The sequence below is a fragment of the Caulobacter sp. SRI_014 genome, from assembly GCF_057586315.1.
In genome coordinates, this window is record NZ_JBYCZQ010000003.1 from 171,319 (window position 1) to 185,832 (window position 14,514).

Here is a 14,514-nt window from a genome sequence, read left to right on the forward strand (position 1 = left end):
CGCAAAGCTGGCGTTTTGTGCCAATAGGGCGTATCAGCCCCGCCCTCCCGCGTGCGCCATTGTGCACTGCACCATGAAACGACCCTGAATGACCTTCCCCGCCAGCCACCCCGCCCTCGACGCGGCGCTCCTTGAGCGCGGCTATGAAACCCCGACCTCCGTCCAGTCCGCCGTGCTGGAAGCCTCCGACGGCCAGGACCTGCTGGTCAGCGCCCAGACGGGCTCGGGCAAGACCGTCGCCTTCGGTATCGCCATGGCCGAGAGCCTGCTCGGTGAAGCCGAACGGTTCGGCCGCGCCGACGCGCCGCTGGCCCTGATCATCGCCCCGACCCGCGAACTGGCCATCCAGGTGCAGCGGGAGCTGACCTGGCTGTATGCCAAGACCGGCGCCAAGATCGTCTCCTGCGTCGGCGGCATGGACGCCCGGGCCGAGGCCCGCGCGTTGAACTTCGGCGCCCATATCGTCGTCGGCACCCCCGGCCGCCTGCGCGACCACCTGGAACGCGGCAACCTGGAACTGACCAGCCTGAAGGTCGTCGTCCTCGACGAGGCCGACGAAATGCTGGACCTGGGGTTCCGCGAGGACCTCGAATTCATCCTCGAGACGGCGCCCGCAGAGCGCCGCACCCTGCTGTTCTCGGCGACCATCGCCAAGGACATCGCCCTGCTGGCCCGCAAGTTCCAGAACGACGCCCTGCGCATCGACACCACCAGCAAGGACCAGCCGCACGTCGACATCGACTACCGCGCCGTCCGCGTGGCGCCGAACGAGGTCGAGCATGCCGTCGTCAACGTGCTGCGCTACTTCGAGTCCCCCGGCGCCCTGGTCTTCTGTCACACCCGTGAAGCGGTGCGGCACCTGCAGGCGTCGCTGAAGGAGCGCGGTTTCGCCGTCGTCGGCCTGTCCGGCGAGCTTTCCCAGCGGGAGCGGTCGGACGCCCTGCAGGCCCTGCGCGACGGCCATGCCCGCGTCTGTGTCGCTACCGACGTCGCCGCGCGCGGCCTCGACCTGCCCGACCTCGGCCTCGTCATCCACGCCGACCTGCCGCAGAACAAGGCGACCCTGCTGCACCGCTCGGGCCGCACCGGCCGCGCGGGCCGCAAGGGCACCAGCGTTCTGATCGTGCCCTACACCCGTCGCCGCAAGGCCGAGATGCTGTTCGGCTCGGCCAACATCGACGCCGGCTGGAGCGGCCCGCCCGGGGCCGAGGAAATCCGCGAGCGCGACAAGCAGCGCCTCCTGGAAACGGCGATGACCTTCGAGCCGGTCGGCGAAGAGGACATGGCGTTGGGCAAGCTGCTGCTGGAACAGAAGACGCCGGAAGAGATCGCCGGGGCCTTCATGCGCCTGCAACGCGGCGGCCTGCCCGAGCCGGAAGAGCTGTACGACGACGGTCGCGGCGCCGATGCCCGTCCGGCCAAGGGCGCGCCGCGCGAGCGGGCCGAGCGCTCGGAAGGGCCGCGCGGCGGCTATGACCGTCCCGAGCGTGTGGAATATGCGCCGCGTGAGCCGCGCGAAGGCGGCATGACCGACGGCATCTGGTTCCGGCTGAACGTCGGCCGCGGCAAGAACGCCGACCCGAAGTGGATCCTGCCGATGATCTGCCGCCTGGGTCACGTGACCAAGAAGGACGTCGGCTCGATCAAGATCTTCGACAACGAGACCAAGTTCGAGATCAGCGCCGAGGCCTCGGTGCGCTTCGCCGAAGCGGTGCGGGCGACCAGCCGCGAGGACGTGAAGATCGAGCCCTCGAGCGCGCCGGGCATGGGCGACACCCGCTCGCCGCGCCCAGCCGGCCCGGCTCCGCGTCCGGCGACCCGTTCGGGCGCCGGCCCCGGCGGCCCGCGCAAGCCGTACGGCGAGAAGAAGCCATTCGAGAGGAAGCCCTACGACAAGAAGCCGCCGTTCAAGGGCCCGCCCGGCAAGACCTTCGCCAAAGGCCCCAAGCGCAAGCCGTAAACCCAAGTTGCTCCCCCTTCGGGGGAGCTGGCAGCCGCGCTGCGGCTGACTGAGGGGGTTTTTACTCAAGCCGACGGGTAAACCTGTTCGCAGCTGACCCGCCGGTGGGGACCCCCTCCACCACGCGCGTACCGCGCGCGGTCCCCCTCCCCCGATGGGGGAGGAACTTACAGCACCGCTTCGATGAAGCGCGGGCCGCGCTGGTTCATGGCCCGTTCGAAGGCGGCGTCGAATTCCTCGGCGGTGGCCGCGCGTTCGGCCTGGATGCCCAGGCCGCCGGCGATCTGTTGCCAGTCGATCTTCGGGTTGGAGAGGTCCAGCAGGGTCTTGGCGGCCGGGCCGGGATTGCCGGCGCCGGTGCGGCCCAGCTCGATTCCGAGGATACGGTAGGCATTGTTGGCGAACACCACCGTGGTCACGTCGAGGTTCTCCCGCGCGATCGTCCACAGGCCCTGGACCGTGTACATGCCGGCGCCGTCGCCGTTGAGGCTGAGCACCTTGGCATGGGGCGCCGCCACGGCCGCGCCGATGGCCAGCGGGATGCCCTGGCCGATGGCGCCGCCGGTCAGGCACAGCCACTCGTGGGCGCGGGCGGTCCTGGTCTGGGTGAAGATCGGCAGGCCGGCGGTGACCGCGTCGTCGGAGATCAGCGTGCCTTCCGGCATATGGCGGGCGATGGCGGCGCCGATCGAATAGGGATCGAGGCGGCCCGTCGGGGCGGCGGGCAGGGCCTGTTCGACCACCGGGCCGTGGGCGGGAGCGCCGAGGGCGTCGGCCAGGGCGTTCAGGGCGGCGGGGCCGTCGGCCTCCTTGCCGCAGAGGCTGGCCAGGTCACAGCCTTCGGGCACCAGGACGCTGGGGCGGTCCGGATAGGCGAAGAAGGCGACCGGCATGGTGGTCTCGACCAGCACCATCAGGTCGACGCCCTCGAGATCGGCCAGGGCCATCTCGCCGAAGTAGGGCAGGCGGTCGGGGGCGAAGCGGCCAGCGCCGCGCGAATGGCGGGCCACGAACGTGTCGATCAGGACACGCACGCCGGTTGTCGAGACGCGCGCGGCGGCGGCGATGCCGGCGGCCTGGGTGCAGCTGCCGCCCATCAGGATGACGGGCTTTTTGGCGGCCTTGATGCGGGCTGCGATGGTCGCGGCTTCATCGCCCGTGACCTGGGCGCGCGGCCGGGGCTGCAGGACCGGGCCGGTGACGGTGGTCTCCAGCCAGGCGGTGTCGGCCGGCAGGATCAGGCTGGCGCAGCCGCCGGGGGCGCCGAAGCTGGCCTGGACAGCCTCGGCGGCCAGGGGACCGACCTCATCGGCGGTTTCTGCAGACTTGACCCAGAGCGAGTTGGGAGCGGCCCAGCCGGCGATGTCGCTGTTCAGCGGGGCGTCGTACTGGCGGTGGTAGGTAGCGTGATCGCCGATGACGTTGACCACCGGAGTAGCGGCCCGGCGGGCGTTGTGCAGGTTGGCCCCGCCGTTGGCGTAGCCGGCCCCCAGGTGCAGCAGGGTGCAGGCCGGCTTGCCGGCGATACGGCCGTAGCCGTCGGCGGCGCCGGTGGCCACGCCTTCGAACAGGCAGAGGATGGGCCGCATGCGCGGCTCGCGGTCGAGGGCCGAGACGAACTGCATCTCGCTGGTGCCCGGGTTGGCGAAGCAGGCTTCGACGCCGTTGTCGCACAGGGTGGTGATCAGGGCGTCGGCGCCGTTCATGGGGGATGTCTCCTCGTTACGGTGGGTCATGCCGGATTCCCGGGCCTGAGGGAATGGCAGGCGAGGTGCGGTTCCCAGCTCTCCCCCCGCTTTGCGGGGGGAGGACCGCTTTGGAGCGTGAGCGACAAAGCAGGAGGGGGGCAAGTCCGTTGCAGGAGGAACCTCCCTGCCGCCGGTGGGGCCCGCCTCCTGATTTCTCACTAAGGCTCGAAATCTGTCCTCCCCCCACTTCGCGGGGGGAGAGCTTGTGGGGTATGCCTCCCGCATGGGGATGACCAGAGACAATCTCGCCAAGCTCGCGCTGCTGGCCGCCGTGATCGGTGGGACCAGCTACGTCCTGGCCTGGGGGCTCGATCTGCCGGACGGCTGGGACCTGGCCTGGAAGGGGACCGGGGTCGGGTTCCTGGCGGTGTTCGCGGCCTTGCGGGCGCGTAGTCTCGACGGCTGGCTGCTCGCGGCCGTCATGGCGTTCGGGATGCTGGGCGACATTCTGCTGGGCATCGCGTTCATCGTCGGGGCGCTGGCCTTTCTCGCCGGGCACCTGGTGGCCATCGTCCTCTACCTGCGCAACCGCCGCCCTGCCCTGACGCGCAGCCAGCTGGCCCTGGCCCTGCTGCTGGTCCCGGCCGGGGTGACGATCGCATTCCTGCTGCCCTCGGACCGGGCCCAGGCGCCGGGAATCGCCCTCTATGCGACCGGGCTGTCGGTGATGGCGGCCTGCGCCTGGATCAGCCGGTTTCCGCGCTATTGGACGGGTCTGGGGGCGATCTTCTTCCTCGTGTCCGACCTGCTGATCTTCGCCCGCATGGGGCCGATCACCCCGAGCCTTGCCGTCGGCCTTGCGGTCTGGGGCCTCTATTTCGGCGGCCAGACGATGATCTGCCTGGGGGTCAGCGGAAAGCTGGCCGAGGACGGGCGTTAGGCCGCCACTCCGAACAGCGCCCCCACCCCGGCGGTCAGGGCCATGGCGATGGCGCCCCAGAAGGTCACCCGCAGCACTGGCTTGAGCATCGGCGCGCCGCCGGCCCGGGCGCCGACCCCGCCCAGCAGGGCCAGGAACAGCAGGGAGGCGACCGACACCGCCGGGACCAGCAGGTTCAGCGGCGTGACGGCGGCCAGCAGCAGCGGCAGGGCCGCGCCCGCCGCAAAGGTGGCGGCCGAGGTCAGGGCGGCCTGGATCGGCCGGGCGGTGGTGAAGTCGGAGATGCCCAGCTCGTCGCGGGCGTGGGCGCCGAGGGCGTCCCTGGCGGTCATCTGGACGGCGACCTGGCGGGCCAGGCCGGCCTCGACGCCACGGCTGACGTATATCTGGGTCAGTTCCTCCAGCTCCATCTCGGGCTGGGTCTCCAGTTCGCCCCGCTCCTTGGCGAGGTCGGCCCGTTCTGTGTCGGACTGCGAACTGACCGAGACATACTCGCCCGCCGCCATCGACATGGCGCCGGCGACCAGCGCCGCCACCCCGGCCACCAAGATCGGCCCCCGGCCCTGCGAGGCGGCGGCGACCCCGACGATCAGGCTGGCCGTGGAGACGATGCCGTCATTGGCCCCGAGCACGGCGGCGCGCAGCCAGCCGACGCGGTCGATGCGGTGGGTCTCTCGGTGAAGGCGGGCCATGGCGGGTTCCGAATGAGCAGCGGCTCTTCAGAGCATGGCTGGCGTCGGCGCGCCATGATCTCGCTCAAGGTCTATTTCTCGGGCGGCGCCGGGAAGACCTCGCGGATCGCCCGGGTGGCGGCCGGGTGGTAGATGGTGCTGTGCTTTTCGGCCGGATACGGGGCGTAGGTCCAGGTCACCGCCGGGTTGGGGTGGGCCTTCAGCGCCGCAACCACCAGATCGACCCCCAACTGCATCGTCCCGCCCTCATCGGCGATGGACAGCCACAGGGTGCGCGGCGGCTGGTTCGGGGCGGCGAGCCTGGCATCGGCGGATTTGGCCAGGGCCTGCTGGCCCCACCAGAGGCTGGGGCTGATGGCGATGTAGCGATCGAAGTCGCCGCCGTGATTGAGGAATTCATCGACCACGAACAGGGCGGCCAGGGACTCGCCGATCAGGCCGTCGGTCCCGTCGGTGCGGTAGGCGGCGTCGATGGCGGGCTTGAGGTCGTCGACCAGGAACTGGCGGAAGATCCCGGCCTTGCCGTGGGTGGGAAAGTCCTTCTGCTCACCGGCGTCGGTCGAAGGCCGGGTGAGTTCGGCCCGGCGGTCGCCGCTCTCGATGCCGACCAGGATGACCGGCTGGTTGATGCCCCAGGTCCCGCCCTGCTGCACGATACCGGCGATATGGGCGAAGTCCTGCCAGCCGGCGCCGCCGTCGAGCAGGTAGAGGACCGGGTAGCGGCGGTCCTTGTTCTCCGCGTCGTCGTAGCCGGGCGGCAGCTGGACATTGATGCGGCGGGGCTTGGGGTAGTGCTTTGTCGGCAGATCATAGCCCTGGCCGATGACGACGGGGGTTCCGGGGCCGGCGAAGGGCGCCGAACCAGAGGATTGGGCGGCGGCGGGCGCGGCGAGGCCGAGCAGCAGGGCGAGGGCGAGAAGAAGGCGCTTCATGACCCGGTGATAGGGCCTTGGCGGCGCGGGCGGTAGTCGGTCAAACCGGACAGAATTGGGGGCGGGCCCGCCGGCTAGAGGACGATCACGCCCTCGTCCGGCTCCGCCGCGAACAGCCGGGCCAGTTCGGTCGGCCGACGGCCACGGGCCAGGGCCTGGTTGATGTAGCCCTTGTCGGTCAGTTCGCCGCTGGCGGCGTCGGGGGCGCCGTCGAGGATGACCGCGCGCCAGATGCGGCCGCCGCCGCCCTTGGCCGCGGCGTTCATTCTGGAGAGGCCGGCGGTGATGGCGGCGCGGGTCTCGTCCGGGGTGTGGCGGGCGTTGTAGGCCGGGTCGAGGAACAGCATCAGGCCGACGCCCTCCTCCCCTTCCCCGCAGACGACGGCGTCGGACACGGCGCCGCCGATGGCCGAGACGGCGGCGACGCGCAGGGCGCCGGCGGCGACGAAGGTGCCGCTGGCCAGCTTGAAGTTCTCGACCAGGCGGCCGTCGAAGACCAGGCCGGCTTCCGGGTCGGCGTCGTCGGCCAGGCGGGCGGCGTCGCCCAGCCTGTAGTAGCCGTCCTCGTCGAAGGCGGCGGCGGAGAGGTCGGGCTCGCCGAGATAGCCGGGGCTGACCTGCGGCCCGCGGATGCGCAGTTCGAACTTCTCGCCGACGGGGGCCAGCTTGGCGCTGGTGCCGGGCACCGGCAGGCCGCACATGCCCGAGCGGGCGTTCAGCCAGTGGATGTTGCAGGCGGTCGGGCCGGTCTCGGTGGAGCCATAGCCGGTGGCGAAGGTGATCCGTTGGCCGCAGACGCGGGTCGCCACGGCCTGGACCCGGTCGATGATCGACTGGCCGAGCGAGGCGCCGCCGTACTGCAGGATGCGGACGCGGGCGAAGAAGGTTTTTGCCAGCTCCTCGTCGCGCTCCAACTCGGTGGCGAACAGCGCCCAGCCGGCCGGGACCATGTTGTGGTAGGTCGGCGAGACTTCCTTCAGGTTCCGGACGGTCTCGTCGAAGCGGCCGGGAACAGGCTGGCCGGCGTCGATGAAGAGGGTCCCGCCGCGGTGCAGGACCATGTGCAGGATGGCGTTGGCGCCGAGGCTGTGGCTCCAGGGGGCGGCGTTGACGACGACCGGCGGATCGGGGTCGTCGAAGCAGGCGGCGATCTGGGCGGCGTTCAGCGAGACGTTGCGGTGCAGGCCGATGACCGCCTTGGGGCGGCCGGTGGAGCCGCTGGTCAGAAGATACTTGGCCGTATCGTCGGGGGTGGCGGTGAAGGCGGCGGGCGGGCTTTGCAGGGCCTCGGCGAAGGGGATGTCGCCGGAGCGGGGGTTCCGGCTGGCGATGACGGGCAGGCCTGCGAGGAAGGGCGCGGCCAGGGCGCCGGAGAAGGCGTCGGCGTCGTCGGCATAGACGACGGCGGGCTGGAGCACCTGGCAGGCGTATTCGAGGCGGGCCAGATCGGCGCCCTTCAGTCCGTACTGCGGCGAGACCGGCGCGATCGGGATGCCCAGGCCCATGGCGGCGTAGGAGATCAGGGCGTGATCGACGCCGTTGCGGGCGAGGATCAGCATCGGGCGCGCGGGCGGGAGGTCGAGCGCCTTGAGCGCGCCTGCGAGGGCGGCGACCTGGCTGTGGGCCTGCGCGTAGGTGACCGTGCGCCAGCCTTCGCCGTCGCGCTCGGCCAGCCAGACGCGGTCGGGGGCGGCGGCGGCCCAGTGAACCAGCGGGGCGGTCGTGGTCAGGAAGCGGTCCGACCAGGGGGTGGGGTTGGTCAGAACAATGCTGCCGTCGCCGCGGCGCTCGACATCGAGCCGGCGCGGAGCATAGCGGGCGTCGCGGAAGGGTGCGGGGGTCTGGCTGCCGTCCATGGTTTCGCTATCGCATGCCGGGCGCGGTTTCTCTAGCCGAGGCGTTGTCGTTGGCTTTCGAGGTAGAGGCGTTCCGCCGGCGGAGGATCGAGGGCCAGGGCGGCGTCGTAGGCCGAAGCCGCCGCCGCCCGCTGGCCGGTCTGGTCGAGCAGGAAGGCGCGGGCCGCCTGCCAGGGCAGCCAGGCGGGTTGCGGGGCGATGCGGTTGAAAGCGCGCAGGCCCTCGTCGGGGTCGTAGGCCTCAGCATAGGCGACGGCGCGGTTGACCTCGCTGACCGGGCCGGGACGCAGCATGACCAGGGCGTCGTAGAGGCGGGCGATGTCGCCCCAGGGGGTAACGCCGGTTTCCTGGCGGGAGAGGTGAGCGCCGTGGATGGCGGCGAGGATCTGGCGCGGGCCGGGACGGGCGAGGTCGGCGGCGCGGTCGAGCAGCTGGGCCCCCTCGGCGATGCGGTCGCCGCGCCACAGGTGGGGTTCCTGCAGCGAGAGGGGGACCATGGCGCCGGTCTCGTCGAGGCGGGCCGGGCGGCGGGCTTCGGCGAAGCGGACCATGGCGGCCAGGGCCAGGACCTCGGGCTCCTGGGGCAGCAGGTCGGCGAGGAGGCCGGAGAGGCGCAGGACTTCGGGGGCGAAGGTGGCGGCCGTCTCGCTGGTCAGGGCGGCGTCCTCGTAGGCCTGGGCGTAGGCGACCTCGAGGGTGCTCAAGATTGCGTCGAGGCGTTCGGGCCATTGGTCCGGGCCGGGGATTTCGAAGGGAACGCCGGCGGCGGCGATCTTCTTCTTGGCCCGGGTGATACGCGCAAGCATGGCGGCTTCCGCGACCAGGAAGGCGCGGGCCAGCCGGTCGGTGGAGAGGCCGAGGACGATCTTCAGGGTCAGGGCGACGCGGGCGGCCGGGTCGAGCGCCGGGTGGCAGCAGACGAAGATCAGCCGCAGGCGCTCGTCGGGGATCGGCTGGTCGGCGGCGATCATGGCGTCTTCGGGGGACGGCTGCGGCGGCGGGGCGTCGTGCAGCGCCTTCTTGCGGGTCGCCGACCGGCGGATGGCGTCGAGCCCCTTGCGGTAGGCGGTGCGCCACAGCCAGGCGGGCGGATCATCGGGGAAGTCGCGCCGCCAGGCCTCGACGGCGCTGGCGGCGGCTTCGGCGAAGGCCTCTTCGGCCAGATCGAGGTCGCGGAAGCGGGCGGCCAGGGCGGCCACGACACGCCCCCGCGCGGCCTCGATCAGCCGTCCCTCCATCAGTAGATCATGATGGGTCGGATCTCGACCTTGCCGCCTTCGACCACGGGCATGCGTTTGGCGATGGCGAGGGCGGCGTCGAGATCGGGGACGTCGATCAGATAGTAGCCGCCGAGCTGTTCGCGAGTCTCGGCGAAGGGGCCGTCATGCACGGTCTGGACGCCGCCGGGGCCGGTGGCGACGGTGGTGGCGGTGTCGGTGCCCTGCAGGCCATCGCCGGACACCAGCAGGCCCTTTTCGCGCAGCTCCTGCGAGAGGGCCATGTGCTTGCCGACGATCTCGCTGAGGAGGGCTTCACTGGCCGTCGCGTAGTGGGCTTCGGGTTCGTAGATCAGGATCATGTACTGCATGGGTCAGAGTCCCCGTTTGGCTGCGACCGGGCGCAGCGCCCGCGTCTGATAGCATAGACGGGTGGTGCGGGGTGGATTCGACAGGCGGGTGACGATCGAAGCGATTATACCACGGACACGACCCCAGGCGAGATTTTTATTGTTTGTTTTCAACGGTGTATTGACCACCATAGCCCTGCATCCAGCCGCCCGCACACGCGTTTTCGACCTCTTCGGGACCTACCGGGCGACCATCCGGAACCACCCTGTTCCGCCGCGTCGAGAGCGCCGGTAGCGCGGAATCTCGTTTCGGGCGACTGAACCTCGATGAATATGTCTAGACATATTCATATTCAGGCTCCGAGGGTTTCCTGGAAGCGGACCGGTTCGCCGAGGGCCGGGGCGACGACCTCGTCGTCGCGCATGACGACGCGGCCGCGGATGATGGTGGCCATCGGCCAGCCGGTGACCTCCATACCGTCGAAGGGGGTCCAGGCGCTGCGGGTGGCCATGTCGGCGTGTTTGAGGACCCGTCTGGCCTTGAGGTCGACGATGGTCATGTCGGCGTCATAGCCCTCGGCCAGGCGGCCCTTGCCGGCGATGCCGAAGACGCGCTGGGGGCCGTGACTGGTCAGGTCGACGAAGCGTTCGAGGCTGAGGCGGCCCTGGGCGACGTGATTGAGCATGATGGGAACGAGGGTCTGGACGCCGGGCATGCCCGACGGCGAGGCCGGATAGGGCCGGGCCTTTTCCTCGAGGGTGTGGGGGGCGTGGTCGGAGCCGAGGACGTCGGCGACGCCGCTGGCGATGCCGCCCCACAGGCCTTCGACGTGGTCCGAACTTCTAATCGGGGGGTTCATTTGCGCAAGACCCTTGAGGCGTTCGTAGGCTTCCGGCGCGTGCAGGGTCAGGTGCTGGGGGGTGAATTCGACGCTGGCCACGTCCTTGTGGTGGGCGAGGAAGGCGACCTCTTCCTTGGTGGTGACGTGGAGGACGTGGATGCGGCGGCCGACCTTGCGGGCCAGGCGGACCAGGCGTTCGGTCGAGCGGATGGCGCTTTCGGCGTCGCGGACCTCCGGGTGGCTGGTCCAGTCGCCGGTGCGGGCCAGGGGGCGGCGCTCGGCCAGGCGGTATTCGTCTTCCGAGTGGAAGGCGGCGCGGCGGTTGATCGACTTGAGGACGGATTCGACGCCCTCGTCGTCGGCGACCAGCAGGGTGCCGGTGCTGGCGCCCATGAACACCTTCACCCCGCAGCAGCCGGGGAGGCGTTCGAGTTCACCGAGAAAGGCGGCGTTCTCATGGGTGCCGCCCATGTAGAAGGCGTGGTCGCAGTCCATGCGGTTCCTGGCCCGGGCCAGCTTGTCGGCCAGGGCGTCCGGGTCGGTGGTGGTCGGCTCGGTGTTGGGCATCTCGAAGACGGCGGTGACGCCGCCGAGCACGGCGCAGCGGCCGCCGGTCTGGAGATCTTCCTTCCATTCGAGGCCGGGTTCACGGAAGTGGACCTGGCTGTCGATGACGCCCGGCAGGACGGTGAGGCCGGTGGCGTCGAAGATCTCGCCGGCGCTGGCCTGGGAGAGGTCGCCGATGGCGGCGATCTTGCCGGCCCGGACGCCGATGTCGGCGAAGCCCCGGCCGGAATGGTTCACCACTTCGCCGCCGCGAACGATCAGGTCGTAGGTCTGGGTCATCAGCGGCTCCTGCAAGGCTGGGCTCTTGTCCCGCCGGGGGCCGCCGGGATCAAGCCGTAGCGGCCAACAATTCCGTGGCCGCCTCGACGACCGGCTCGACCTTGAGGTCCAGCATGTGGCCGATGGTCTGGTTGAGGCCGGGGTCGACCTTCTTGAACTGCTCGAAGGTGCGGGGGCCTCGGACAACGCGGCTCTGAGGCCCCCAGGGGGCGTAGAGGCGGTCGTCGGAGGGGCCGAACAGGCCGACGGTCGGGCAGCCGGCGGCGGCGGCCAGGTGCATCAGCCCCGAATCGTTGCCGATGAACAGGCGGGCGCGATTGAGGACGGCATAGACGTCGAGCAGGCCGAGCTGGCCGGTGAGGTCTAGGCACTGGTCCCTGGGCAGGGAGCGGCGCAGCTCGTCGACGTAGCGCACGTCCTCCGGCCCGCCGAGGATGACCAGGCGGCCGCCGGCCATCGGGCCGGCCCCTCCTGCGCTTTGGGGCGCGATCAGGCGCTTGGCGACCTGGGCGAAGCGGTCGATGGGCCAGGTCTTGCCGAACCAGTTGGCGGCGGGGCCCATGGCGAGGATCGGCTCCCTGCCGCCGGCCAGCAGGGCGTCGGCGGCGGCCTGGCGCTCGTCGGAGACATGGAGGTGAGGGGCCGGCGGCTCGCCGTCGATCTGCAGCAGACGGGCGGCTTCGATCACCTTGTGGACCGGTTCGCCGAAGCTCTTCTTGTGCACCGCCCGGCGCTTGCGGCGCAGGAAGGTGGAGACGGCCGAGCCGCGCATGTCGATGACCAGGCCCCAGGCGGTGTGGCGCACCTGGTTCCACAGCTTGAACCAGTGGCCGCTGCCCTTCTGCTTCTCCATGACGATGATCCGGTCGAGGCCGGGCAGATCGGCGAACAGGGGCGCGGCGGCGGGGCCGACGGCGATGGTGAAGCGGGCGCCGGGGACTTCGCGGGCGAGCTTGTGGATCAGGCCGGTGCTGAGCACGGCGTCGCCGATGCGGCCGGGGCCAATGAAGAGAATCGGGAAGGGCGTTGAGGCCATTTGCGGGAGTGTAGCCGTGTTGCCTCTGGCGCTCCATTGTTGGGCGCGCCACTTATGGACGCATGACGATGTCGCGATTGAGGCTGACCGACCGGGCGCTGGTCCGGGTGTCCGGCGAGGACTGGCGCGGGTTCCTGCAGGGGCTGCTGACGCAGGACGTCGACACGATTGGGGTGGGCGAGTTGCGCTATGGGGCGTTGTTGACGCCGCAGGGGCGGCTGCTGGTCGATCTGTTCATTCTGGGCGAGGCCGACGGGGTGCTGCTGGATGTGGCGGCGGACCGGCGCGAGGATCTGATCCGGCGGCTGACGATGTACCGGCTGCGGTCAAAGGTCGTGATCGCGGCGGACGAGGCCGGAGTGTTTGTCGCGTTCGGCGAGGGGCCGGGGGCGGGCTGGATCGTTGATCCGAGATTGGCGGCGCTGGGATGGCGTGGCTACGGGCTGGCGGTCGAGGACACGGCCCGGCGCGAGGCGTGGGACGCGCACCGGATGGCGCTGGCCGTGCCGGACATGGCCGACTTCGGTGAGGACGCCACCTATCCGATCGAGGCCAACCTCGATCTGCTGAACGCCATCGACTTCAAGAAGGGCTGCTTTGTCGGCCAGGAAACAACCAGCCGGATGAAGCGGCGCGGGGTCGTGAAGAGCCGGATGTTGCCGTTGCGGGTCGAGGGGCCGGCGGTGGCGGCGGGGGCCGAGGTGTTGAATGGCGAACTTCGCGCCGGTGTGACGGCCTCGGGGGTAGATGGGCTGGCGCTGGGGTTGATGCGGCTGGACCGGATCGACGGGGCGTTGACGGTCGAGGGTCGGCCGGTATCCGTCGAAAAGCCGGAGTGGCTCGGGCTCTAACCTCCCTCCCCGAATGGGGAGGGCAGGCGCGCGTTGCGCGCCGGGTGGGGCGGTGAGCCACCGGCCCCGCCAGTTAGGCGTCTCAGTGCATCGTCGTTGAAGTCAGGATCCCACTTCCCCACCCGACGCGCGTAACCGCGCGTCTGCCCTCCCCATTCGGGGAGGGAGGGTTACTGCGCCGCCGGAGCCGCCGGCGCCGGAGCCGGCGCCGCCAGCGAGCCGGTCTGCGTCACCAGGCCCGGCAGCGGGCCGGTGTAGCGGCCAGCGACGAAGACCTGGAACAGGCCGGGGTCGCTGACCGTGACCGTCAGGCCCTTGAGCGCCGGGACGCGGTAGGCCTCGCCCTGTTGCAGGACGCGGGTGAAGTAGTTGGAGCCGTCGGCGCCCTTGACCTCGAACGTCCCGTTGCGGCGGGCCTTGATGACAACGGTCGCCCCGGCCGGAGCGCCGTAGATGGCGCCTTCCGGCTTGAAGGCCGCGCCGACCGGCAGCGACATCACCGGGGCTTCAGCGGCCTTGGCGGCGGTCTCGCTGCCGTCGCCGTTGTTGGCCATGCCGGGGGTGACGTAGGCGTCGGGGGTGGTCGATTCCACCGGCGGCGGGATGGCCCCGCCGACCTGGATGGGGCCGCCGATGTCAGTGGGCGCGCCGACGCCCGGAGCCTCGGCGACAACGGCCTTGCTCGGGGCCTTTTCGGCGATGGCGCGCTGGGCGACATTCCACAACAGGATCGAGGCGCCGATCAGGAGGCCGGCGATGAGCACCAGGGCCAGGCGAGGATCGCGTTCCTTGCGCACGCCGACCGGCGCCCGCAGGCCCTCGTCATGCTCGGGGTGGTCGTTGCGGAAGCGTTCAACCGCCTCGTCGGCGTCGAGGCCGAGGTGGCGGGCGTAGGCCTTCACATAGCCGACGGCGAACGGGCGCGAGGGCAGCTCGTCGAGCCGCATGGCCTCGAGCGCCTCGAGATAGGTCTGGCGGATGCGGGTGGCGTCGGCCAGGTCCTGCAGCGTCACGCCGTGGAACTGACGGATGGCTTTCAGGGCCGCGCCGATGTCGTAGCCGTCCTGCAGGGTCGGCGCATCGTTGCGCGTAACCTCAGCCGAAGGATCGTACTCACCCGTGCGATACAAAGACGTAACCCCGCCGGTATCCAGCGCCATGACTAGGAAAGCCCCCACTCAACGCAAACAGCGAAGCTCGCGCATGAGGCGAGAGTCCCGCCGTTCGCTTCTCCTACCGCGAGAAGCGTTAACGATCCTTTGTGGATAACAAGAAAAGGCCCGGATTTCAATGCGGTAACCCCC

Annotated in this window: 12 protein-coding genes; 3 read left to right on the plus strand and 9 right to left on the minus strand. The window is 70.5% G+C overall.

Going from position 1 to position 14,514, the window contains the following annotated elements; all coding sequences use genetic code 11:
- The first annotated feature begins 88 nt into the window (after positions 1-88).
- Positions 89-1,960 carry a DEAD/DEAH box helicase gene (locus AC2YG9_RS09490; protein ID WP_487297718.1) on the plus strand — a complete coding sequence of 624 codons (1,872 nt, stop codon included), beginning with the start codon at positions 89-91 and terminating at the stop codon, positions 1,958-1,960.
- Positions 1,961-2,127: 167 nt separating this feature from the next.
- Here AC2YG9_RS09490 and AC2YG9_RS09495 read toward each other — a convergent pair whose 3' ends face one another.
- Complete coding sequence (locus AC2YG9_RS09495; protein ID WP_487297988.1) at positions 2,128-3,666, minus strand: acetolactate synthase large subunit; 1,539 nt, start codon at positions 3,664-3,666, stop codon at positions 2,128-2,130.
- A gap of 265 nt (positions 3,667-3,931) precedes the next feature.
- Between AC2YG9_RS09495 and AC2YG9_RS09500 the strand changes: the two genes are divergently transcribed.
- Positions 3,932-4,588, plus strand: a complete 657-nt coding sequence (locus AC2YG9_RS09500) for a lysoplasmalogenase family protein (protein WP_487297719.1) — start codon at positions 3,932-3,934, stop codon at positions 4,586-4,588.
- Here AC2YG9_RS09500 and AC2YG9_RS09505 read toward each other — a convergent pair.
- From AC2YG9_RS09505 to AC2YG9_RS09535, 7 genes are all read right to left on the minus strand, one after another.
- A complete protein-coding gene (locus AC2YG9_RS09505; RefSeq protein ID WP_487297720.1) occupies positions 4,585-5,280 on the minus strand; it encodes a VIT1/CCC1 transporter family protein in 696 nt (231 codons plus the stop codon). The genes AC2YG9_RS09500 and AC2YG9_RS09505 overlap by 4 nt on opposite strands.
- A gap of 71 nt (positions 5,281-5,351) precedes the next feature.
- Positions 5,352-6,212 (minus strand): alpha/beta hydrolase, encoded by an 861-nt coding sequence (locus AC2YG9_RS09510; RefSeq protein WP_487297721.1) that lies wholly within the window; start codon positions 6,210-6,212, stop codon positions 5,352-5,354.
- A gap of 74 nt (positions 6,213-6,286) precedes the next feature.
- On the minus strand, positions 6,287-8,068 hold the full coding sequence (locus AC2YG9_RS09515) for a feruloyl-CoA synthase (protein ID WP_487297722.1): 1,782 nt from the start codon (positions 8,066-8,068) through the stop codon (positions 6,287-6,289).
- Between the two features lie 32 nt (positions 8,069-8,100).
- Complete coding sequence (locus tag AC2YG9_RS09520) at positions 8,101-9,306, minus strand: RNA polymerase sigma factor (protein ID WP_487297723.1); 1,206 nt, start codon at positions 9,304-9,306, stop codon at positions 8,101-8,103.
- A complete protein-coding gene (locus tag AC2YG9_RS09525) occupies positions 9,306-9,656 on the minus strand; it encodes a YciI family protein (RefSeq protein WP_487297724.1) in 351 nt (116 codons plus the stop codon). Before AC2YG9_RS09525 ends, AC2YG9_RS09520 begins: the two co-directional genes overlap by 1 nt.
- Positions 9,657-9,988: 332 nt before the next feature.
- The gene (locus AC2YG9_RS09530; RefSeq protein ID WP_487297725.1) at positions 9,989-11,323 is read right to left on the minus strand and encodes a dihydroorotase; all 1,335 of its coding nucleotides are present in this window, start codon (positions 11,321-11,323) and stop codon (positions 9,989-9,991) included.
- 49 nt (positions 11,324-11,372) lie between these two features.
- Positions 11,373-12,359 carry a glycosyltransferase family 9 protein gene (locus AC2YG9_RS09535; RefSeq protein WP_487297726.1) on the minus strand — a complete coding sequence of 329 codons (987 nt, stop codon included), beginning with the start codon at positions 12,357-12,359 and terminating at the stop codon, positions 11,373-11,375.
- 68 nt (positions 12,360-12,427) lie between these two features.
- Between AC2YG9_RS09535 and ygfZ the strand changes: the two genes are divergently transcribed.
- Positions 12,428-13,210 carry a CAF17-like 4Fe-4S cluster assembly/insertion protein YgfZ gene (gene ygfZ, locus AC2YG9_RS09540; protein WP_487297727.1) on the plus strand — a complete coding sequence of 261 codons (783 nt, stop codon included), beginning with the start codon at positions 12,428-12,430 and terminating at the stop codon, positions 13,208-13,210.
- Positions 13,211-13,380: 170 nt separating this feature from the next.
- Here the strand turns inward: ygfZ and AC2YG9_RS09545 are convergent, their stop codons facing one another.
- On the minus strand, positions 13,381-14,370 hold the full coding sequence (locus AC2YG9_RS09545) for a RodZ domain-containing protein (RefSeq protein ID WP_487297728.1): 990 nt from the start codon (positions 14,368-14,370) through the stop codon (positions 13,381-13,383).
- Positions 14,371-14,514 lie beyond the last annotated feature (144 nt).

Coding starts and splice junctions, on each gene's coding strand:
- ygfZ (WP_487297727.1), top strand. CDS start 12,428: ATGTCGCGATTGAGGCTGACCGACCGGGCGCTGGTCCGGGTGTCCGGC.
- AC2YG9_RS09525 (WP_487297724.1), bottom strand. CDS start 9,656: ATGCAGTACATGATCCTGATCTACGAACCCGAAGCCCACTACGCGACG.
- AC2YG9_RS09490 (WP_487297718.1), top strand. CDS start 89: ATGACCTTCCCCGCCAGCCACCCCGCCCTCGACGCGGCGCTCCTTGAG.
- AC2YG9_RS09520 (WP_487297723.1), bottom strand. CDS start 9,306: ATGGAGGGACGGCTGATCGAGGCCGCGCGGGGGCGTGTCGTGGCCGCC.
- AC2YG9_RS09530 (WP_487297725.1), bottom strand. CDS start 11,323: ATGACCCAGACCTACGACCTGATCGTTCGCGGCGGCGAAGTGGTGAAC.
- AC2YG9_RS09505 (WP_487297720.1), bottom strand. CDS start 5,280: ATGGCCCGCCTTCACCGAGAGACCCACCGCATCGACCGCGTCGGCTGG.
- AC2YG9_RS09545 (WP_487297728.1), bottom strand. CDS start 14,370: ATGGCGCTGGATACCGGCGGGGTTACGTCTTTGTATCGCACGGGTGAG.
- AC2YG9_RS09535 (WP_487297726.1), bottom strand. CDS start 12,359: ATGGCCTCAACGCCCTTCCCGATTCTCTTCATTGGCCCCGGCCGCATC.
- AC2YG9_RS09510 (WP_487297721.1), bottom strand. CDS start 6,212: ATGAAGCGCCTTCTTCTCGCCCTCGCCCTGCTGCTCGGCCTCGCCGCG.
- AC2YG9_RS09515 (WP_487297722.1), bottom strand. CDS start 8,068: ATGGACGGCAGCCAGACCCCCGCACCCTTCCGCGACGCCCGCTATGCT.
- AC2YG9_RS09500 (WP_487297719.1), top strand. CDS start 3,932: ATGGGGATGACCAGAGACAATCTCGCCAAGCTCGCGCTGCTGGCCGCC.
- AC2YG9_RS09495 (WP_487297988.1), bottom strand. CDS start 3,666: ATGAACGGCGCCGACGCCCTGATCACCACCCTGTGCGACAACGGCGTC.